31 protein-coding genes are annotated in these 20,345 nt (G+C 58.4%); 20 read left to right on the plus strand and 11 right to left on the minus strand.

What is annotated here, in order from left to right; genetic code table 11:
- Positions 1–4: 4 nt before the first annotated feature.
- The 11 genes from G7047_RS19275 to G7047_RS19320 form a co-directional block, all read right to left on the minus strand.
- Positions 5–235: a hypothetical protein gene (locus G7047_RS19275; RefSeq protein ID WP_166309030.1), complete on the minus strand. Its 231-nt coding sequence runs from the start codon at positions 233–235 to the stop codon at positions 5–7.
- A gap of 331 nt (positions 236–566) precedes the next feature.
- Positions 567–1,520, minus strand: coding sequence for a hypothetical protein (locus tag G7047_RS19280; RefSeq protein ID WP_166309033.1), 954 nt, complete (start codon positions 1,518–1,520; stop codon positions 567–569).
- Entirely contained in the window at positions 1,486–2,985 is a 1,500-nt protein-coding gene (locus G7047_RS19285; protein ID WP_240939186.1) for a hypothetical protein, read from the minus strand. Before G7047_RS19285 ends, G7047_RS19280 begins: the two co-directional genes overlap by 35 nt.
- Positions 2,986–2,987: 2 nt before the next feature.
- Positions 2,988–3,167 carry a hypothetical protein gene (locus tag G7047_RS19290; RefSeq protein ID WP_166309036.1) on the minus strand — a complete coding sequence of 60 codons (180 nt, stop codon included), beginning with the start codon at positions 3,165–3,167 and terminating at the stop codon, positions 2,988–2,990.
- A 2-nt stretch (positions 3,168–3,169) separates the two neighbouring features.
- Positions 3,170–4,837, minus strand: coding sequence for a phage terminase large subunit (gene terL / locus G7047_RS19295; RefSeq protein ID WP_166309039.1), 1,668 nt, complete (start codon positions 4,835–4,837; stop codon positions 3,170–3,172).
- 102 nt (positions 4,838–4,939) lie between these two features.
- A complete protein-coding gene (locus tag G7047_RS19300) occupies positions 4,940–5,437 on the minus strand; it encodes a DUF1804 family protein (protein ID WP_166309042.1) in 498 nt (165 codons plus the stop codon).
- A gap of 3 nt (positions 5,438–5,440) precedes the next feature.
- Entirely contained in the window at positions 5,441–5,779 is a 339-nt protein-coding gene (locus G7047_RS19305; RefSeq protein ID WP_240939187.1) for a hypothetical protein, read from the minus strand.
- The gene (locus tag G7047_RS31190; protein ID WP_240939188.1) at positions 5,776–6,387 is read right to left on the minus strand and encodes a hypothetical protein; all 612 of its coding nucleotides are present in this window, start codon (positions 6,385–6,387) and stop codon (positions 5,776–5,778) included. Before G7047_RS31190 ends, G7047_RS19305 begins: the two co-directional genes overlap by 4 nt.
- 117 nt (positions 6,388–6,504) lie before the next feature.
- Positions 6,505–7,029 carry a glycoside hydrolase family protein gene (locus G7047_RS19310; RefSeq protein WP_240939189.1) on the minus strand — a complete coding sequence of 175 codons (525 nt, stop codon included), beginning with the start codon at positions 7,027–7,029 and terminating at the stop codon, positions 6,505–6,507.
- A gap of 286 nt (positions 7,030–7,315) precedes the next feature.
- Positions 7,316–7,537: a hypothetical protein gene (locus G7047_RS19315; protein WP_166309048.1), complete on the minus strand. Its 222-nt coding sequence runs from the start codon at positions 7,535–7,537 to the stop codon at positions 7,316–7,318.
- Positions 7,538–7,824: 287 nt separating this feature from the next.
- Positions 7,825–8,181: a helix-turn-helix domain-containing protein gene (locus G7047_RS19320; protein WP_166309051.1), complete on the minus strand. Its 357-nt coding sequence runs from the start codon at positions 8,179–8,181 to the stop codon at positions 7,825–7,827.
- Positions 8,182–8,263: 82 nt separating this feature from the next.
- Here G7047_RS19320 and G7047_RS19325 point away from each other — a divergent pair, with 82 nt between their 5' ends.
- The 20 genes from G7047_RS19325 to G7047_RS19420 all read left to right on the plus strand — a co-directional run bounded on the left by G7047_RS19325 (position 8,264) and on the right by G7047_RS19420 (position 19,750).
- A complete protein-coding gene (locus tag G7047_RS19325; RefSeq protein ID WP_166309054.1) occupies positions 8,264–8,452 on the plus strand; it encodes a DNA-binding protein in 189 nt (62 codons plus the stop codon).
- Between the two features lie 42 nt (positions 8,453–8,494).
- Positions 8,495–8,866: a helix-turn-helix domain-containing protein gene (locus G7047_RS19330; RefSeq protein ID WP_166309058.1), complete on the plus strand. Its 372-nt coding sequence runs from the start codon at positions 8,495–8,497 to the stop codon at positions 8,864–8,866.
- Complete coding sequence (locus G7047_RS19335) at positions 8,863–9,321, plus strand: hypothetical protein (protein ID WP_166309061.1); 459 nt, start codon at positions 8,863–8,865, stop codon at positions 9,319–9,321. The genes G7047_RS19330 and G7047_RS19335 overlap by 4 nt, the downstream gene beginning before the upstream one ends.
- Positions 9,322–9,331: 10 nt before the next feature.
- A complete protein-coding gene (locus tag G7047_RS19340; RefSeq protein ID WP_166309064.1) occupies positions 9,332–11,539 on the plus strand; it encodes a Mu transposase C-terminal domain-containing protein in 2,208 nt (735 codons plus the stop codon).
- A gap of 69 nt (positions 11,540–11,608) precedes the next feature.
- Positions 11,609–12,358, plus strand: a complete 750-nt coding sequence (locus G7047_RS19345) for an AAA family ATPase (protein WP_166309067.1) — start codon at positions 11,609–11,611, stop codon at positions 12,356–12,358.
- The gene (locus tag G7047_RS19350) at positions 12,355–12,984 is read left to right on the plus strand and encodes a hypothetical protein (RefSeq protein ID WP_166309070.1); all 630 of its coding nucleotides are present in this window, start codon (positions 12,355–12,357) and stop codon (positions 12,982–12,984) included. Before G7047_RS19345 ends, G7047_RS19350 begins: the two co-directional genes overlap by 4 nt.
- 429 nt (positions 12,985–13,413) lie before the next feature.
- On the plus strand, positions 13,414–13,602 hold the full coding sequence (locus G7047_RS19355) for a hypothetical protein (RefSeq protein WP_166309073.1): 189 nt from the start codon (positions 13,414–13,416) through the stop codon (positions 13,600–13,602).
- A complete protein-coding gene (locus G7047_RS19360) occupies positions 13,599–13,826 on the plus strand; it encodes a hypothetical protein (RefSeq protein ID WP_166309076.1) in 228 nt (75 codons plus the stop codon). Before G7047_RS19355 ends, G7047_RS19360 begins: the two co-directional genes overlap by 4 nt.
- Positions 13,819–14,235 (plus strand): hypothetical protein, encoded by a 417-nt coding sequence (locus G7047_RS19365; RefSeq protein ID WP_166309079.1) that lies wholly within the window; start codon positions 13,819–13,821, stop codon positions 14,233–14,235. The genes G7047_RS19360 and G7047_RS19365 overlap by 8 nt, the downstream gene beginning before the upstream one ends.
- Positions 14,228–14,482, plus strand: coding sequence for a hypothetical protein (locus G7047_RS19370; protein WP_166309082.1), 255 nt, complete (start codon positions 14,228–14,230; stop codon positions 14,480–14,482). The genes G7047_RS19365 and G7047_RS19370 overlap by 8 nt, the downstream gene beginning before the upstream one ends.
- 9 nt (positions 14,483–14,491) lie before the next feature.
- Positions 14,492–15,106, plus strand: coding sequence for a DUF3164 family protein (locus G7047_RS19375; protein WP_166309085.1), 615 nt, complete (start codon positions 14,492–14,494; stop codon positions 15,104–15,106).
- 157 nt (positions 15,107–15,263) lie between these two features.
- Positions 15,264–15,698, plus strand: a complete 435-nt coding sequence (locus G7047_RS19380; RefSeq protein WP_166309088.1) for a nicotinamide mononucleotide transporter — start codon at positions 15,264–15,266, stop codon at positions 15,696–15,698.
- A complete protein-coding gene (locus G7047_RS19385) occupies positions 15,695–16,540 on the plus strand; it encodes a hypothetical protein (protein WP_166309091.1) in 846 nt (281 codons plus the stop codon). The genes G7047_RS19380 and G7047_RS19385 overlap by 4 nt, the downstream gene beginning before the upstream one ends.
- 35 nt (positions 16,541–16,575) lie before the next feature.
- Positions 16,576–17,229 (plus strand): hypothetical protein, encoded by a 654-nt coding sequence (locus G7047_RS19390; RefSeq protein WP_166309094.1) that lies wholly within the window; start codon positions 16,576–16,578, stop codon positions 17,227–17,229.
- A complete protein-coding gene (locus G7047_RS19395; RefSeq protein WP_166309097.1) occupies positions 17,226–17,408 on the plus strand; it encodes a hypothetical protein in 183 nt (60 codons plus the stop codon). The genes G7047_RS19390 and G7047_RS19395 overlap by 4 nt, the downstream gene beginning before the upstream one ends.
- Before the next feature lies 1 nt (position 17,409).
- Complete coding sequence (locus tag G7047_RS19400) at positions 17,410–17,772, plus strand: hypothetical protein (protein ID WP_166309100.1); 363 nt, start codon at positions 17,410–17,412, stop codon at positions 17,770–17,772.
- Positions 17,765–18,040 (plus strand): hypothetical protein, encoded by a 276-nt coding sequence (locus G7047_RS19405; protein ID WP_166309103.1) that lies wholly within the window; start codon positions 17,765–17,767, stop codon positions 18,038–18,040. The genes G7047_RS19400 and G7047_RS19405 overlap by 8 nt, the downstream gene beginning before the upstream one ends.
- Positions 18,037–18,225 (plus strand): hypothetical protein, encoded by a 189-nt coding sequence (locus G7047_RS19410; RefSeq protein WP_166309106.1) that lies wholly within the window; start codon positions 18,037–18,039, stop codon positions 18,223–18,225. The genes G7047_RS19405 and G7047_RS19410 overlap by 4 nt, the downstream gene beginning before the upstream one ends.
- A gap of 298 nt (positions 18,226–18,523) precedes the next feature.
- Positions 18,524–19,003 (plus strand): regulatory protein GemA, encoded by a 480-nt coding sequence (locus G7047_RS19415; protein WP_166309109.1) that lies wholly within the window; start codon positions 18,524–18,526, stop codon positions 19,001–19,003.
- A 327-nt stretch (positions 19,004–19,330) separates the two neighbouring features.
- A complete protein-coding gene (locus G7047_RS19420) occupies positions 19,331–19,750 on the plus strand; it encodes a Mor transcription activator family protein (RefSeq protein WP_166309112.1) in 420 nt (139 codons plus the stop codon).
- Positions 19,751–20,345: the final 595 nt, after the last annotated feature.

Below are 20,345 nucleotides of genomic sequence, written 5' to 3' on the forward strand. Positions count from 1 at the left end.
AGCCTCAATCCGCGCTGGAGAGCTTCTGGCCGTCCTTCGTGACCACAACGACGTGCGCGCCGTAGTCCTTGAAAGACAACACCTCTTCCGTGGCAACAACGACCTGCTTGGACTTGGCTACCTTGACGGGCTTGCCGTCCTTGCCCTTGCTGTCTTCGTATTCGACAACAGTGCGCTTCACGCGCTTGGCCGCCTCGGCGGCGGTTAGTTCCTTCGTGGTCTTCTCATCAGACATTGGTCACTCCATGCAAAAGGTTCAATTGCGATGGGGTGACTGTGCAGGGGATGCACAAAAAAACTAAGGCCGACACGCACCGGCCCGAGCGCATGCCGGGTGTCTTTTTCAGACTAGCATGCAATCGCCAGATCCGGGCACCCGAATCGGGCTGTCAGGTCAATATCCGGGAATCCGGTCGCCGACATAAGGCCAAAACGCCCAAAAACCCGTTTAAACCATGTTTAAAAAACGAGAGCGGGGCCATGCCTAGGGCATTGCATGTCTTTGGCGCGCTCGGCGCACCAAGGCCCGGAAATTCCAAGAACCCCAAAACGGGAAGTTTTGGGCATCATTCCTGCCGTCCTTCGGTCCGTTTTCGCGCCTGCTCCAGGGCAGCTTTGCGCCCATCCATCGTCAGCTCCTTCTCGCTGAAGGGCAGCGCGCCGGGTGTCTTGACCTTCCATGTCTTCTTCCAAGGCAGCATGACACAGCCGCAATGGATCACCTGTTCAATGGGCGCGTTCGGGTCATGCGGGCATTTCATTTTGTCAATCCCGCCTCCGGGATTGGGCACTGAGAACTGATCCTTCGCCCCGACCACCTGGCCGTCGACGAGGTCGTGGTTCCAGCGACTATGCAGCTTGCCGCTTCGCCGCCACTGCTTGCCCAGCTCCGGCACTATGTCTGCCGCTTGCTCCAGGCGCTCATTGCTGGCAAGTGCAAAAGCACGACTGACCTCGGTGACCACAATGGCCGTCGCACGGCGTGGCGAGTCGCTGGCCAGCAGCTTCTGCACTTCCTTGATGGCCTCAAATGGCGACTGACCGCCGATGGTGACCATGCCCAGCTGCTGGCCGATCTTGGCCGAGGCCTCGCGCCCCACATCTTTTAAACGCAGGGAGCCGAACGCCTGCATCTGCTTGAGCACCCCCATGTCCAGCTGGGGCAGCACCATCTCGATAGAGTGACCAATAGCCGTCAGTGGCTTATCAATCAGATCCTCGCCCAGCTTCCATGCGTCTGACATGCGAAGCGCAAACAAGGCCCCGGCCTGCCCCATGGCCCCATCGAGCACGTCATTGATCTGACCGAGCAAGCGCGTGAGCTGCCACTGCTGGAAGTCCGAAGGCTGGCCGGTCAGTGTCTCCACGATCTTGGCGCGTGCGGACACCAGAAGCTCCAGCACCTGCCCCTGAGCAGAGAGGAGCAACCTTGCGCGCTCCTGCAGATGACGCGAGACCGCCTCTTCAAACGCCCGCGCAGGCCGCTCAGTCTGCTGCGCCGGTTTCGTCTTGCTGGGCATTCTTCTGACGCTTCATTTCTGCGGCCACGTCCGCTGCAGGATTGCCGAACACATCGGCAGCAGCACGCTTCTTCTCGCGCGCCTCTGCTTCCTTGCGAGCGGCCTCCAGCTCGGTCTTGGCATCGAAGTCCTGACCGAAACGCTGTGCCACATCGGCCACGGTCTTCAGGGCCGTCTCTTCTGTCATCAATCCGGCGTTGATCAGCTGAATCACCGAAGAGCAGACCGACTGCATGGCAGACGCGAACTTGGTGATGTCGCGGTTCAGCAGCTCGGGAAAGACAGCGGTGCATTGCCATTTCTCATCGGCCCAGTCGACCGTCTCTCCAGTCGTCTGCGCATGCGACAACAGCACGAAGCGGCCCATCTCCTCGAGCATGCGCTTCAGGAAGCCTTGCCGCATGCTGTACATCTTGAAGGTGGGCTCGCCCATCTCCGATGCGGCAGAGCGGTTCACATCACCACCGCCACCAAACCAGTGCTCGGGCACTGTGGCCCCGCCCAGAACGTGGTTGCGCAGTATCCGCGCGCTCTCACTGGTGTCTGCCGCCTGCAGACTGGGCGACTTGGCCTCTAGCTTGATCTGGTCGTTGTGGACGAAGGTACTGTTGGGTTCCGGCGCTTTGAAAGTTTTTTTGTATTCCTCAACGGCTTGGGGATCGGATCCGGTCATCGTCACGTCCCAGACGAATCGGCGCAGATAGTCCCAGCGGTCCAGCTCCGCAAAAAGAAAGCTGTCGTAGGCATCCAGCCAGTCCATCTGTCCGAGCAGATCGGAGCGGCCCCGACTCCCGTTGGGGAACTTGTTGAGCTGAAACAGCATGACTTCGCCGTCCGTGAATGCCTCGGCACGGATGCGCGCCGTTTCTACAGAGAACAGCTCGGCATCATCACCCAGTACCACCACCCGGTATTTATACTGCCGCCCCCGGCCATCGCGCTTGGTAACAACGCCAATGGGTTGCTCGGGGTTGCCAGGATCATTGACCACCGTAGCGATCTGGCGCGGGTCCAGATAGCCCAGACGCACAAAACCATCTCCCTCCCGGACGTTGGTGATATAGCACTGCTCCCCGAGCAGGCCCAGCGCCCGAACGCGGCTTTCCAGTTTCATGGGCCAGTTGTTGATGGGATCCGACCACCAGGCATTGAGCAAGCGCTGATGCTTGTCATCTGTGCATTGCATGGTCACGCCCTCGGCCAATAGATAGGCCAGCGGAAGCTCGGTCAGGCGGTTGGCGATCAGGTTGGTCTGCCAGAGATACTCGGCCAGCTTCTGCATGCGCTCCTGGGCCATGGGTTGCAGGTCGCGGTCGTTCATGCTGGCAAGGCCGTCGCCGGACAGAGCACGCCATCCGCTATCTTCATTGCCCTGTGCGCCTGCGGCTTCGCGAACAGGCGCTGGCTTGGGTGCCGGTTGCTCCTGAGCGGGCAGCAGCGATTTAAAGAAATCGAGCACTCCCATGATCAGCCTTTCGCTTCAATCTCGGAGCCGACCAGTGCCAGCGCCATCACGCCGTGCTCCTTTGTTGCGGCAAGCAGCACACGCAGCTCAACTGCAGCTGCCTCTATCTTCTTGCGGTCCTCATCGGGCAATGCATAAATGGTGCCCTGGATCATCAGCAGTCGTTGTTGTGCTTCATTCATCTCTATCTCCTGAACATGCGAGCGCTCTGGCGCGCGTAGCGCTGCTGAGCGGTCTGGGTTTGAATGTTGGTGTTGCCGCCCTGCGCGCCTGCCGCAATGCCGCCAGTGACGCAAAGCATGTAGAGCATCTGCACGGCGTCTGGACCATCGTCGTGGTCAGCCTTTGGGAAATGCCGAAACTGATGAATCAAAGTGGTCTGACTCGAATGCACACGAATCAGTCCGTTGTGCATGTGCGGCTGCAGGCTCTCGATGCGCAGAATCTTGTCGGAGTTAGGAATCAATGGACGCGCTGGCACAGGCACTTGCTGCTGAGCACTGCGCTTCACCAACTCGGTTCGCAAAAATTCCTGGAACTGGACGGACTCGAAGCCCCAGACAATGCAGCAGTACTCCCGTTGCATGTCGATGATGTCGCTGATGATCTTGTCCGGAATACGCTTCTTGATGACTGCCTCGACCACGTCCATGATGCCGGTCTCCCGGTTGTAGCCACCAACGCATATGGCACTCGGGTCACGACGATTGCCAAGCCTTCCCAAGCTGGGATCGCAGGCACCATAAAAGATCCACTCATTCAGTCGATTGACCCAATACTGAATGCTGTTGGCGAAAGGCGCATCGTCCCCGGCCACCGGATCGTTCTGTTGTTCACTGTCGAAGGCTGCATGGCCTTCACGCGCACGGCGCAACATCAGCTTCACCAGCGGGCGCAGCGCTGGCCAACTGACCTGCGCGCCCTTGTCCATGGCCGCTTTGTTCTCCTGGTACAGCGCCATAGCTGCAGCTTCGCCCTCTTGGGGCGTTGCGGCATTCAGTAGCAGCCCTTCGAACTGTTCCCATAGGTCCATGCGGTCAGGCCACTGCAGGATGGCTTTAAACACCTTGCGATTCCAGAGCGGATTCTTGAGGAACCGTGCCAGCACACTGTCATAGTGCAGCACGGTGCCGATCAGGATGCCGTCCATCGAATCATCTGGTGGACCCAGCGACAGAACAGACTTCGTGACGAATGCCTGCAGCTTGTCTCGCTGCTCCGGTGTGTTCACGTTCTCATCGTTCTCGATATCGTCCATGATCGCGAGATCAGGACGATGCGAGCCGTGACGACGACCCCGGATCTTCTTGGCCGAGCCGAACGCTTCCACCTTCCGGCCATTGGCCGTGACGATGACACCCGCGCGCCAGACCTTGCCTTGGCCGCACGCTTCCGGAAAATCGCTCGCGATCCGAGGGTTGGCTTCCAGCTCGGCCTTGATGGCTTCGAGCATTTCAGCGGCCTGCTCGAAGGCGTCCATCACAATGATGGTGTACCACTTCGAGCTCGTGACCAAGCACCAGGTGACGAACGACATCGAGACCTTGGTGGACTTGGCCTCACCACGCGGCGCGGCAATTGCGTCGCGCTGGCCGGACTTGGCGTTGACGATCTCGGGCAGGCGCTTGTACAGGTACTGGTGCAGTACGCTGGGCTCGGCCTTGCCGTAGTGCGGGAAGTAGTTGCGGTCCCAGTACTCAAACCCGGTGACCGGATCGCAAACCTTGCGACGACGTTCGGCAATGGCCTCGGGCGTGACGTCCCAGCCATCCATGTTGGCGTCGATCTGCTTGCGCAGGTCATCGGCCAGCGAGGTCAGGTCGGCGAGAAACTGCTTACTGGTCTTTGCCATGGTCGCACCCGAACACAAACACCGCTCCGAGCAGAAGCGCCTTGCCGAGTTGCCCCTCAATGGCGCACCAGCACATCAAAAGCAACACAAGGGCTTTGTTCATCACCGTACCTTCGCCAGCTCTTCGCCGAAGGGCTCCAGCGTTTCGACAAGGACGTGCAAGTGCTGCGGAAACTTCGCCCGCACGAATGTGGCGAAGCGCTGCAGCACATCGAGCTGGACCGCTTGACGGTCCAGTTCTGGATTCAGTCGTTTAAACGAGGCCATCGTCTTGTTGAACGAGTCGGACATGCTCGCCAGCGTCTCGGCACGCTCGCGCGGCCCCATGTCCTTCGCATCGCGCAGAAAATCCATGGTGGCCTGATGCTGGACCAGATAGTCCTCCAGGAGCTTCGCGGCCAAGCTCTTGAAGTTGTCGTCGCCCAGCGCCACGGCGGAGCGCACGGTGTCCCAGTCGTCGCCCGCATCCGCGGCTTCTAGCTTCCAGCGGTTTGCTGTGCCACGCGGAATGCCCACCTTCTTGCAGGCGGCCTCCATCGGCAGCCGCTGAAACACATACAGGCCGCGAAGTTGGGTGCGCTTTTCTTTGCCGTGGGCCATGCGTCAGTTCCCGATGCCCTTGCCCATGACGAACTGCTTGAGTCCTTCGACCACCAGCGTGGTGCCAATTGCAATGGCTCCGCCCGACAGTGCACCCGCGACCGCAGCCTTTTTTTCGACCTCACGCAGACGCTTGTCGAGGCTTTCATGGCGCTCTTCCTGGCGCTCTTCCATCCGGTCCATCCGCTCGTTGTGCTGCTTGTGGCGCTCCTCCTGTCGCGCATCCATCTGGTCCATGCGGCGGCGGTCCTGCTCTTGTCCGGCCTGGATTGCTTTGACGATACCGTGGATCTCCCCCAGCATCAGTAGCTCTTGCTTGCGATCATTGGTCGTGTCGCTCATGGTGATGTCGTCTTCTTGTTGGCGTTTAAAAAATCGATCAGATGTTGGTAGCGCTGCCGGTCCTCAGCACACGCTTTGGCGTTGGAGGCGTGGTTGGCCCAGGCATCGTCGATGGTGAGTCCGGAGTCTTGGGCGCAAGCAGCATCGGCTTGCGCGGCGGTACCAGCAAGGCCGCAGGCACCGGCGGGTGCATCAACACCGGAGAGGGAGCCGTTCCACATCCGGACAGCAGCAAGGGTGAGGCCAGGGCCGCTGTCGACAACAGGCACAGGCGCACTGCGCTCCACGTCTTGCGGCGCGGCATTGTTTGCACAGGCACCAGCAACAGGCACAGGCCGATGAACCACAAGAGGTACGCGGCCACGAAGGTCAGAATATTGGGCGTTGAGAATTGCATATCGGTCTTCTTGGTCAAGGTGTTCCTGCAGGTAGTTGCCTGCAGCTTTGTCAGCGCGCGCGTTGGCCTTGGCAAGTGCATCGTCCGCCGCTTTGTCTTTCTTGGCCTGCTTGGCGATCCATGCGTTGTCGGTGGCCGTGTGTCCCCACCAGTAGCCAGCACTGAGAATCGCAAATGCGAGGACGATGGTTGCGAGAAGTCGGGTTGCCATGTCAGTCCATCCCATCGATGTGGCCTGTACAGACCTTGACGTAAAGAAAGACCATCACGGCAACGGCCACGAGCGTGACGCCATCGAACGCAATTTGCAGAGCCTTGATGACGCGCTTCATTGCTGCAGCTCCACGCACTGCTTGTGCAGCTCTTGGGCGCGGGTCCATACGCCACGGCAAATCTTGTTTCCGGGCGTTGAGCAATCGAACTCCCAACGCGTGGGCCGCCCGTTTGCGTCACTGCTTCGAACCGTCCACGCAGGGCTTTTCCGCTTGTTGCTGGTGATCTTTCGGTAATCGAGCAGACCGTTGCACGCGCCTAGATAGTTGCCCACGCGCAGATCGCGGCGCATCGGCGACCTCATCCATGCCGTCTGACCGAACTGGTACATCCAGCGCACATAGAGGTCGTATTCACCCTGAGACAACGCCACGTCGGGCAAGCTGTCGCGGAATACTTTCTCGTCTTTGCTGATGTGTGTCTGGGCTTTGATGAGCGCACGCACGGGTGTTGTCGTGTCGCCCATCTTCACGGGCGTTCCGTCTTCATGGAAGGTGCTGCCGAAGCCGACAGTGGGCCGGTCACCCTGCGTTGGGATGATGGCTTTGTCGGTGTAGTTCTCGTGGACCACCAAACCCACGAGGCCCACAGCTGAGAGCGAGAGGACCGTGACAAGTACTCGAGGCGTGGACACACCACGCATACGGTGACCGATCCGGGAAAGTCTCGAGAGAGGCACATCTTCGAGCCACGCCATAAGCGCGGCCCAGCACAAGATGGTGAATGCCCCGGCGATGAAAGAAGTTGTAATGCCCATGCATCCGACTGTCATCGGGAGGGCGGAAAAAGCTAAGGCCGAACTGTGTCGGCCTTATGGATTCGGGAATGCTTTTTTAAGGTAGCACGGAATGAGTCAGCCATGCAACTCACAGCCGGATACCAGGCGAGAGCAATCGACGCCGCGTCGGCTCAGGATTGGATTGAGCCCCTGCCGCTACTTTGGTACGAAGCACTTCTTCATGTTCTGCATGAATGCGCTCAATCTCTGCAGCGTGCTTGCGCACCAACTCTTTGTATTCCCGCATCATCATCACGAGGCCGAACAATGATCCCGCAGCCACAATGCACAACGTCAGTATCAGTTGCACTTCTAGCACTCGGGATTTTTGGATGTTTAACCATAAGTCTGCCACTCTCTGGAATCCGTCCGACCACACGAGTACTGTTAGGAATGTTGATATTGATAGCCCTATACCTACCGCTCGGCTGGGAACGTTTTTACGAACTATGTCTGTGATCTTTTCCCAAGACATCGGGTAGCTCCGGTCTACACAGCTTGCTTTGCCATCACATACGCATATCGATGCGATATGTCGACAACTGAATCAACGAATTTCACGGACTAAGCCTCTCATCGTTTGCTGACTGCCCATGATCAAGAAGCCTTGCGCTTGGAGCCTTGGCTGGCTCCAGGCGCGAACGCGCCAAGCGTTGTCTTGATTCCACTCTTCACTCCGTCAGGTGCATGACGATAGTTGTCCAGCATGATTTTTTCGTCGGGCGCGAGCGGCGATTCAGCCTTGACCCCGGGTGCATGGACACCCGTCAGGACATAAAGCACGTTCACACCAACTTGCGCAACAGCCGCAAGAAAAGCGGCATCCGGACTTCGCTCATTTTTCTCGTAATAAACGAGCGCGCGCTTCCCCACCCCTCCGAGCTCAGCGAACTGGTCCTGCGTCATTTCTAGACGCTCGCGTTCATCGCGCAAGCGAGTCCCAATATTGTCCATACGTGCAACTCAAGATATTCAGAAGTTGCACGTTTGTGCAACATAATCACCCACACTGAATCGCAGCCAATCACAGCGAACCATGAGCCAACAGACCTCTAACCAAATCAAGCATCGCCTGCGCAAGCAAGGACTGACCCTGAAGAGCTTCGCAGAGAAGAACGGCTTCAAGTACCGCACCGTCTCAGACGTTGTTCGCGGCCTTCGCAAAGGCAGTTTTGGCGAGGGTCGCGAAGTGCGAATGAAGCTCGGTCTTCCAGTCAACGACTGAGCGAGATTTTCACACTGTTTCGCACTATTTAGAAAGAGAAATATGAAGCCTCGTTATCGATTGAACACAGATGGTTCGATTTCGATCATTGCGATGTCTGCGGAATATGCAGCTCAACTCCGACGTCAACGTCGTGCATATCTGTCGCCGGTGCGCACGAAGGTGACTGTCGCAATGCACCCGGAGCAAATCAAGGCCGAGATGCGAATGAAGGGGGTGACGCCTGCAATGCTTTGTGATGAGCTGGAAGTGTCCGCTCCGTCTATTTCGCAAGTCATCACCGGCCGCGCGAGAAGCACGCGCATTCAAACGCGCATCTCCGAAATCATCGGCAAACCCATTTCCAAAATCTGGTCGGTTGTTCCGAGCCAGCACCGCAGCCGAGTGCAAGCGGAAGAAGGAATCGCGGCATGAGGTACATCGCTCGTACCCAACGCCCACGTCACGGCAAGCGCCCCGTCATCGCCATCTCGGGCGGTCCGTTCCAGGACGTCGAGTTGACGCCTCATCAAGCCATCCACCTTGCTCTCGGTTTGGGAGGCTTGGCGGATGCAGCATCCGAAGAGGACGTCACAGATCCCGCGTGGAAGCCCAGCACCTTGGATATGACCGATTGCCTCGGTGATTGCTGCCCGGACTTTTATGAAGTAAAGCGCCAAGAGGAGCTTCAAGCAGCCGAGTTTGGCGCGCGTGATCCAGACCGCTTTCTCACAAAGGGTGAATGCGAGATCGCAATTCGCATGTTCCGTTCTGGTATGCCCTTCGACTCTATTGGTGGGCGTCTGAATTTGTCGCGAGCTGCGCTGCAGGAGTGGGCCATTTCTGAATCAGAAGTTGTTCAAGCAGCCCTTGCCAAGGCTGGTCTCTGAGGGTGTGGCGATGAACTGGCTCACATCAGCAGAACTTGCAGGTCTTCCAGGAATGCCGAGCTGCCAGAAGCGCACGAGGGAGAAGCTCCAACGCATGGGCATCCCCAGTCGAGCTCGCCTTGGCCGTGAAGGCGGCGGTGGCAGCGAATACGACTGCAGCGCGCTCCCAGAGGAAACCCGCGCCGCATTGCTTGCTCGTCAGATCCAGACTGCTGCAGTTACCACGCTACCAGTGGTTGAACCTGCACCCGTGCGCTCCTTCGAGATCGCCCCTGAAGCTGCAAACAGCGAGGTCGCGCCAACATCAGGGCGTCGCCCACCAAGCCAGGCTGAGAAGGCCGTTGCAGATGCCCGCGCTCAACTGGTGAACGTGGTGCAAGGCATGGTGCCAGTGCATGGCATCAAACGTTCCTGCACACTGTTTGCGGCCCAGCTCGTGACAGGCGAGTGCGGGGACAACCTGCAGACCATTTCACGCGCGGCCAATCAACGCGCACGCGGTGACATGGTCAGCGCCCGCACACTCGAGCGTTGGATGTCCCTGCATCGTGAACAGGGTTGGTGGGGGTTGCTGCCCGCTGAGCAGCAAACGGCCCTCTTGCCTACGCAGGTCGATCAGGATGTGGCTGCTGTCTTGGGCAAGTACCACAGTCGCGATCCCAAGTTCCGCAAACTCACGCTGGCAGCTCAGGAAGTCACCCGAATGTTGGGGCGCGAATTCGATTCTTGGGGAGCGCTCTATTCCCGCGCCCGCCGCGCCCTTGACAAGCTGGGCAAGTCGCACGAGGCCAATGTGGCTCTTATCAAGTCACGCCACACAGGCTCCGAGCGCGACGCCAAGCTACCGTTTAAACGCCGCGACAGAACCAATATCTCGCCGCTGGATATCTGGGTCATAGACGGCCACACGTTCAAGGCCAAGGTACGTCACCCCGACCACGGCGCGCCATTCGCGCCCGAGCTGACGCTGTGCCTTGACGACAAGACCCGCAAGATCATGGGTTGGTCTACGTCGCTCTCCGAAAACGTGTTCGCCGTAGGCGATGCGCTGCGGCATGGCATTTCACTGTGGGGCATTCCTGCCATCGTGTACAGCGACAACGGTTCGGGCGAAACCGGCAAGGTGATCGACTGTCCCATCGACGGCCTGATGGCGCGTCTTGGCATCGAACACAAAACCGGCATTCCCGGCAAGCCACAGGCACGCGGTGTGATCGAGCGTTCCTGGCAAACACACGCCATCAACTGCGCCCGCCAGTTCGGCAGCTACCAAGGTAGCGATGTGGACGGCGGCAGCTTCCGCAAGGTGGCCGCAGAACTGGCGAAAGAGCAACGGGCACTCAACCGCGCAGCGCAGACCGGCGAAGTGATCCACCTCTCCAACAAGTGCCCAAGCTGGGCGCAGTTTGTGGACGCCGTCGATGCAATGGTGCGTGAGTACAACTCCACACACCGCCATCGCGGCTTGCCCAAGAACGCGGACGGCAAACATATGACGCCCGACGAAGCATGGAACGCCTTCTTTGACGAGAGCCTGCAGCACAAGCCGAGCATCGGGCAATTGCGCGAGCTATTCATGCCAGCGGTGCTGCGCACCGCACGCCGTGGCGAAGTGCAGTTCTTCAATCAAACGTACTCAGCGCCCGAGCTGATGCGCCGCGATGTCGAAGGACGCGAGGTCAGCGTGCGCTACGACATTCACGACCCAAGCTGGGTGCGTGTCTACACGCTCGACGGTGAGTTCGTCTGCGATGCGCAATGGATGGCTAACCGCATCGATTCACAACCCAAGGCTGTTGTGCAGATGGCGCGTGAGAAACGCGCAGCTGCATCGATCAAGCTACGCGAGAAACAGATCGAGCTGGCGCAACGCGAGCTCAACGCCACCGTGCGCCCAGATTTTCTTTCCCTGCCGGTACCAAGCACACCGCTCATGGTCGTGCCCACCATCGTGGACGCAGTTGCCATCAACTCCAGTCCTCAGTGCACCACGGACGAGGCCGCGCAAGCCGCTTCGGGCAGGCCTTTCTTTGCAAGTCAAGGCGAGCGCTACGAGTGGCTGATGCGCCACCGCGATGAATGGACGGACGGCGACATCCATTGGATCACCCAGTACGCAGCCAGCGAGAGCTATGCAGACCTGCGTGACTACTACGAGAGCCGGGGATTGGGATGGGACGGCGGAGACGAGTCCCAAGTTTTTAAAGGTGCCCTGTGACGGGTGCAACCGTCACAGAGCGTGTCTGAGTTGATTTGTATCTGAGCCCAAACAAAGGGGAATGTATCCATGAAAAAAGGTTTCGTCAAAACAGAGAATTTCCGCCGACTGGCTGAAGCGCAAAAGCAGGTCGAGCGACGCGGTGCGCGCGAAGCCGGCCTTGTGTTGATCAGAGGTCACTATGGAATTGGCAAATCCGCGCTCACCGACCGCTGGGCCTCAGATAGTGGCTGGATCTTCGTCCGAGCCAAGGCGACTTGGACAAAGCGCGCGCTATTGGACGAACTGGCGGAGTTGATGGGCCTGTCAAAGACAGGTCGAAATCAGGAAGTACAGGCGCGCATCATCGGCAAGCTTGCTGTTGATGGCGTTCCCATGATCATCGACGAAGCTGACTTTCTGGTGGGAGGCTCCACAGCAACCCTTCTCGAAGTGCTGCGCGACATCACCGACCTGACAGGAACCATGTGTTTCCTGGTCGGAATGGAGCATTTTCCGATGAAGGTTGCGAAGTACGCGCACATCGCAAGCCGTGTTGCCCAAGTGGTGGAGCTCGAGCCCCTATCGCTGGCAGACGTGAAAGTAACCGTCACAGCCAAGAGTGAAGTGACTATTGATGATGACGTGCTGCCTTTGTTGCTTTCGCAGAGCCAAGGGCGTATGCGCCTCGTTCTGAATGCGATCACAAACATCGAATCTTGGGCAGAAGCTAACAGCTGGGACAAAGTCACCGCTCAGATGCTCGGAGGGAAGTCTCTGTGTACTGAGTTCACAGGCAAGGCCTTGGGTATTCGCCGCAAGACTGGAGGCGTGCAATGACCAATCTGCCGAGCGTTTCAATCCTCCTGCTTGGGCTGGCTTCGTACTTCATGCCACCAGCACAACGTCGCGCGCTTCGCCCCTTCACGCTGCATGAGGTTTTGGAGTGGTCTCCAGACCTGCGAGACATCCAAGCAGCGCGGTCCACATGCGCTTTGCTCGCCAAAACGGGGCTGCTTTCCCATGTGTGGGCGGGGCCGGGGCACGCGGTATTGAATCGCAATCCGACGAACCCCCCGAAATGGGAGCTAACTTGCGCTGGATTCGAGGCCATGCGCGCAGCACGCCTTGAGGCTAATACTCAATACCGCTCCCAGACGCTGGCCGAACGCAACAAGGTTCGCAAGTTCCCTGATTCACTGCCCAGCAGGCTGTGGGCGCTTTTTCGGGCACGACGTGTGATCACCTGCAGCGAAGCCGCTGATGTGTTGGGCGATGCGGGCGACGACATGTTGAAGTTGCGCAAACGGATTGGCAAGTATCTGACCGACTGGCACAAGTTCGACCCCGATCACGTTCAACGGGCCAAGCGTCGAGTTGCAGGCAGCTTTCGCTATGTCCTTGATGGCAATGTCGGTCGGTTTCCGCCAGCAGCACCGGCTCCTAAATCGGAGGCCAAGGCGTGATCGAGAGACCATATATGCAAGAGCCATGGTATGCGCTGCTCCGCTCACGCTGCGAGGGAGCTGTTCAAGCGCAGATTGCCAAACAGCTAGGCGTCAGTGCCACATCACTCTCCATGGTGGTGAACGGCACTGGTCCATACGGAGAAGGTGTTGCAAGCATCGCCGCAATCGCCAATCGTGTTGTGCACACCTATGGGCGGTATGTCTGCCCACACCTCACAGATGAGTCATCGGGTGTTGAGCAGGTGATTACAGCCGAGCAGTGCCGCGCCATCGCTCACCGATCTCCGCCGACAGCAAGCCCTCGTGACATGCAGCACTGGCAGGCATGCCGCAAGTGCCCACACCGCGCGGCGAGCGCACCGCCCGTCGAGCGCGAACCGATTCCCCGCAAGCCCAGGTCAGTCATTCCCATCAAGGAGACGACAGATGTTTAAAGCCATCGCACGCCTTCGCCAGAGCTTACTCAAGCGTCGCATTTGCCTCGTGATGTTCTACATGCGCCAGGAGAAGGCAAAGCACCAGGAGCAAATGAGCCGCTTGAGTGTCGAGCTGGAGCGCCTCGAATCGAACTATGACCAACTGGTTGAAGTTCACACCAGCGAGGTCACGCCATGAGCACGCATCGCACAGAGCCCTCGAACGAGCAACGCTTTCTTGCTCCCGTCACGCGCCAGAAGCTCAGCTGGATCAAGCGCCGCACGCGCGCTTTGCAGCGTGGCTTCATGGGCGAATCACGTCGGGCATGCCTGGAGCATGCCGTCGCCCACTACCAGTTTCTCACCCGCGAGCGCGTTGTTCGCAATTTTCAACTGATTCAAGGAGGGCCGATCAATGGCTAATCAGATCACCGAAGCAGCCGCCATGCTCTGGCGCACGATTTCCAAGAAGGGCGGTTGGTGGAGCGCATATCGGCTCGCTCGCGAGTGGACGCCTGTCCTCAGCTTGGCCGACATCGAGACGCATCTCATCGCGCTCTGGAAGTGTGGCTACCTTGCTGCCGAGTTCACCAAGCGCGATGGCTCTGTGTATGCATTCACCGTTGGCTGCATTCCGCTTCCTGATGAGCAGCTCCCTGCAGCACTGTTGACGAACGAGTTCATCACAGCCAAGCCGCCTCGCCCTGACTTGATGTCTTCCAACTATGAAGCGCCCGAGCCCAACTATCGGGATGGCGCGATGGACTTTGCGACTCACCCCAGTCTGCACCAAGGGCAGCGCTTTGCATTCAAGGGAATTGCAAATGCCTGACCCACTGCGTCAAGAGACACAAGCGCTCACCCGCGAACTTCTTGGCTTCATCAAGAAGGAACCTCAAGCACAGGTCGCGTTGGGTGCGTTGCTTTCCACCGCTGCATACGTGGCATTTGCAGGAAAGCTGAACCACAAATTGCCAGCGCTGCTCGACGGCGTACTGGACATCGTGAACGAACTGGAAGTACGGCACCCCGAGCACTGCGCGACCGACCTCCCACACCAATTCCACACCACTCATTGAAAGCATCACATGACTGAGAACACTCCATCCGGCTACTGGAAGGATGCCAACGGGACATTGACGCCCGACTCCAAGGTCAAAGATATCGACAAGCTGCGTCACCAGGTTGTCGTCGAGCTTTGCGAGAAAGCCAAAGAACGCCGTACTGAACTGTCTGCATTCAAGATGCACTCCATGAGCGAAGTGGCGGCTTTTGTCGCCACCAGTATTGACCAGTATGGCGTGAAAAGCGGAGGCCAAAAGGGCAATGTCACTCTCACCAGCTACGACGGTCGCTACAAGATCGTCCGTCAGATGCAGGACAAGCTGGTGTTCGGCGAGCAGCTCATGGCTGCAAAAGACTTGATTGACGAATGCGTTCACACCTGGGCAGAAGGCGCAAACGACAACATCAAGGCACTGATCAATCACGCCTTCCAGACTGACAAGGAAGGCAAGATCAACACGAGCCGCGTTCTCCAGTTGCGCCGCATCGACATCCGTGAACCAAAGTGGCTTCAAGCGATGCAAGCCATTGCGGACAGCATGCAGACAGCGAGCACAAAGCCCTATTTGCGTCTCTATGAGCGCAATGAAGTGACTGGCGACTACGAGGCTATATCGCTTGACATGGCGGTCGTATGAACCAATCGCACGTTTGCGTGGATTGTGGTTCCAGCGACCTTGGCCGCGACGATCTTGTGTGTCAAGAGTGCTGGCAAGCCTTTCACGCACATCAGCGCCCCGAACCCCAACAACTGCTGATTCAGATCGGCCCTCTCGACATTTAAACGGATTTCATATGTACCTCATTGAATTGATTTCCGCCCTCATGGGCATGATCGGCGCGCTGCTGCTCGCTACCCGCAGCCGCTTCGCTGGCTGGGCCTTTGTGCTTTGGCTGATCAGCAACGTCGGCTGGATCATCTTCGGAGCTGGCAACCAGCACGTGTTCTTCATCGTGCAGCAGGTCGTGTTCACGGTCACTTCGCTGATCGGCATCTATCGCTGGCTGATTGCGCCCCAGGTGAAACCGCCTGTGCCCCAGAGCGCGCAACTCACACAGGCCCTGATGCACTTGCGCACGCTTTGTTCCGATATCGAGAACGTGAGTGCCAAGTGGGACGATACGCGGCGTCGCAATTCACTCCTTGGTGGAACGGTGACGCTCGGCCAGTATCGCGCTGCTCGCCGATTCGTGCAGTCCATGGACGTGCAGCAGGGAGAGTTCGCATGAGCCGCCTGCAAACACAAGCTGAAGCCAATGCATATTGGGAGAACGTCGAGTTCAAGAAGTGGGTCGTGACGTTCAGCGCAGGTTCGCGCAATAGGCGTCGCACCGCTGAATCGCTGGTGACCTCGCGCACCGCCACGGGTGCACGCAAGGCCGCGATCAAGCACCAGCAAACCGAACGCGGTAATGACTGGGTCTCCAGCGCTATGCCCTCAGTGCGCCTTGCCACGGCGCAGGATCTTGGATGTGTTGCCACCTCCATCGATGCGCCAACTACGACGGATCAGAACTTGGTAGCAACTGGTTGGACTATCACCAAAGACTACGAGTCGTGGATTGTCGTGAGTCCTGCAGGTCAAAAGCGTCGATGGTTTGAAAAGACCACAGCACACGACGATTCACCGTTCATGTGGGCCTTCCTGAATGCCCTCAGCGCCAGTTGGGCAGCGCCTGCGCCCAATCCGCAGCTGAGGAGCGAGCGCATCGCGGAAATCGCAGCGATGTACCACCACGATGACGACACGGAGATTGGCGACATGATGGCGGCGATTCGTGTCGCACTGAAAGAAGCCGGGGCAGCACCTGCGGATGCACTGGATGCAGCATTCGAGGCGGTGCGCACCACGCAGTACGGCCCAGGCGTGAGCATTGAACTGAGCGGCGACGAGGTCGCAACCGCGATTGACGCGTGGCTTGTGGCGCACGGCGTACACGTCAGCGGCTCTCGCACGGTGACTGTCAATGGCGCCTTGTGCGAGGCTGGGCGCGTGTTCGTCGACCCGGCCGGCTTTGTCGTCGCAGACGGGAACAAACTCTCCGGCCGAGGCGTGAATGCCGAGGGTTGATTCCACACGATTATCCGGATAGCCAGTGAAATGCAATGAGCGCGAACAAGCGATATGAACCATGGACACCCGAGCAAATAAAAACTCTCCGGCGACTCTATGCAACGCACTCAGCAGCCCAGCTTGCCACGTTGATCGGGCGCAGCGAGAGCTCTGTGAAGAACAGGGTGGAAGCTCTGGGCCTTGCAAAACGCAAAGAGGTCCATCGACCATGGACCGCAGCCGAGGATGTGATGCTGACGCGGATTTACGACCCGCGCAAGATCGATCAAGTTGCAGCGATGATGAATCGATCGCGCAGCGCGATCACCCATCGTGCGACCTTTCTGAACATCCCCGGAAGAGCTGTGACGCTTTCTGTCGGCGCCATGCGGACGGACTCGCAAGGGATCGTCCAGGTGAAGGTCAGCGACAAGAAGAAGAACGGGTTTCGCAACTACAAACGGTTGTGCGTTCTCGAATGGGAGGCAGTCAATGGCCCCCTGCCAAAGGGTATGTGCCTTGTTCCTCGCAACCCGTTCTTGCCGCGAACCCCGGACAACATGGTGATGGTCCCAGAGGCGGAACGATTTTCCCATCACAACATGGCTTCGGCATCACCAGAAGTGCAGGAGTTGCTCCGCATTCAACGCCAGATCAATCGAGAGTTCCGGGAAGTGAGCAAACGAACCGAGAGATCGCCAACGTGAAAGTGCAGCTTCAGCAGACGCTTCAATTGATGCGCGAGCGAAAGGATGCCATCGACGTTGAAGCCGCTCGTGTCATTTGCGCAGGCGTCCACACCATCATCGATTCGGTCCGTGTGCAAGTGGAACACGCATTGATTGATGCTCCGCCCACCGCCTTCATTCCGTCAAAAGGAATCTGACATGCACACCATCACAGATCTTCGCGAGCTGCTCTTCAAACAGATCGCCAACATTCTCGATCCCGATAAGCATGTGGATCTGGTAAGTGCTCGTGTGGTCAACGATTCGGCGCAGATCATCGTGAACAGCGCCAAGGTCGAAGTTGAACACGCCAAGGTGACAAAGGGCGCAATCACGCTGCCCTTCATTGAGGAGCAACAGGGCGTGCAAGAGCGTCCGTATGAAGCCCCGCCCGAGTCGTCTGCAGAGGAAGCAGCTCCGAAGCCAGCGCGCACTCGTGAAGAAAAAATTCTTCAGCCCAATCCCAACAGCCTATGGGCACGTCTTGGCTCGCGAAAGAACTTGGGAGAAAGCAATGGCTAGAGCCCCAACGAAGCCCGTGCAGATGGCCTATCTCACCATCGGCTACAGCCACTTTCTCATGGATGCCAGCAAGGCCATGAAAGTGGCCGAGCTGATGCAGCACGCAGTCAATGTCGAGTGGGATTACGGCGAGCGCATGAATGCCGAAACCTATACGGTAGGCGAATCGGTCAATGTCGAATTTCGCCTCGTGCATGCAAGCAAGATTCGTATGCCTCACGGGGACACGACACCAGCAACACCTGCTCAGCGGAGGTTGCTGAAATGACTCTCTCATTCACTCTGAGCTGGTGGCTGATCCCTGCCTTGATCACTGTGCTGGGCCTGATCTGGGCACTGTGGATTGTTGACGACGGTGGCGGCATGTTCTCAGGTCTCAGCAACATCTTCGCCTTGGTTCCCGTCCTGGCCATCTCCGCCTTCGCGTGGGCCGTCGCTGCTTTCCTGAAGTGAGATACCCAGTGCCTTACTACCGAACAGCCAACCTCGGCATTGTCCACATGAAGGGCAGCAAGCTGCCCGCTCCATGCCGCGCTCGCGTCCTCATCAACGGGCGTGAGGAACCATGCCTTTTCGTAAGTGAATTCCTTTGCGACGGGAAGGATGAACACGGTGGCACATGTGACGCGCCGATGTGCCCAGCTCACGCCTACCAGGTGGGGCCGAACAAGCATCTTTGTCCTGCGTGCCGCCTTCACCAGGTGGATGAATCGAAGCAGCGCAGCCTGTTCACATCACTTATTTAAACGCCATGACAGCGACTCAACGACGCACCTTCACAGCGCACACCTCCAAGGCCAATCTAGAGGCTGCGCGCAAACGCGATCTTGGACATATTCACCAAGGGAAAAAAGCCCTTGGCTGGAGCGATGACGACTACCGTTTTCATCTGGTAAACCTGACTGGCAAGAGCAGCTCCGGCCAACTGGATGCAGTGGGCCGCACCAAAGTTCTGGGACACATGGAAGCGCTCGGATTTAAACCAAAGGCCAGAGCGTTTAAACCATTCGATCAGGCCACCAAGATCAAGTGGCTCTGGGGCAAGATCGGCGAGGCCGGTGGCCTGCGCGACGCTAGTCCGCAAGCACTCTTGGCATTCGTGGGCCGCACGACCGGCACGGGTGTAGACGATGTGAGTTTTCTACCCACTGCGTCAGCCTCCAAGGTCATCGAAGCCCTCAAGGCCATGCTGGATCGCGCCAAGCGCGCGAGGGGAGCAGCTCATGACTGACAGCACTCCTTCGGCCGAACCAGCAACGCCCCTCGTCCCCGTAGTGGCGCGTCTGTACTCCCAGAGCGGCTATCGCAGAGCCTCTACCAAACCAGGTCCAGGCGCGCCCCTCGTGCAGCTCGTAGATGCCCAATCTGCCATTGGGGCGTGGCGACAACGTGCCGAACTACGCCAATCTGCCTTGGAAAAGGCTATCCGTGAGCGTGACCAACTCCTAGGGGCCGCTCGTGATGCCGTCGCAGCGCTTTCACGGACTGGCCCGGCGCGCTCATATGCCGATGCCATTGCTGTCTGCGCTCAGCTCCAACGCACCCTTGTATCCCTGACATGAACGACTTGGCCGACGTCATCGACTCCGAACTGCTACCCGAGCTGCTGCGGGATTTCGAGCGCCTGATCGGACTCCCGGCCACGCTCGACCTAGTGCGCGCACGGGGCGGGCTGCGCATCTTCATTCCCACACCGGCCCGCGTGACGCCTGAACACGCCCTAGCCAAAATCATTGGCGTTGGGGCGCTCCTGGAGCTAGCAAAGGAGTATGGCGGCGAGGCCCATTTCGCCCTGCCCAAGGCTAAAAAAGCGCTCATGGCGGTGCGCAATTCCCGCATTTGCAATGCGTATGCCACCCACAAAACTGTCCGCGAGCTGGCCCAAGAGCACCACCTCACGGAACGCCAAGTCGAGCGGATCGTGGCCGATGCCGGTGTCACAGCGCCCCGAGATCGGCATCAGGGTAGTCTGTTTTAAACGCTTGGGCGGGGCGTTTAAACCCGCCCGACCTTAGGTCAGGTTGGGCGTTGTGGATAACCTTTCATCCACGTCACTACCGCATTGAATTCATTGAGTTTTCAGGCGTAAAGACCATTCGATACGCCCAACCTCAGAACGCCCGACCTTGGTTCAAGTTCATTTGCAACCCTTTTGGCACGGATTTGCACCACGTATCAGCCGCTACGGCCCGCCAGGCGTGGATTCCCAGAGTTATTGGTACATTGCCCAGTCTGACTCGCAATCGGCTCATTTTGGCCGTTTTGCCCCCTCTGGCGGCTCATTTCGTGCCATTCCGTCCGATCACCTCAAAAGCACCTATCCACCGCCGCAACCCGCATGGATACTAGGCCCGCGTGGAGTTGCCCACACTCAGAGGTGGTGCCAATACGAGTAGTCCCCCATTATCGGAATACCAAGGCTTGCCAGACATCGAGCACCATGTCCTCTTCGCGCAGGCTTTGATCGCTACGCCGCCTTCGGCCGCGAACAGTCAACCGGTTGGAGACGAGGATATGAGCCATATCGCTTCGTTGGCCCGCTCTCCTGAATATCGGATTCCACCAAAATCCTT

This window comes from Diaphorobacter sp. HDW4A (genome assembly GCF_011305995.1).
Lineage (GTDB): Bacteria > Pseudomonadota > Gammaproteobacteria > Burkholderiales > Burkholderiaceae_C > Diaphorobacter_A.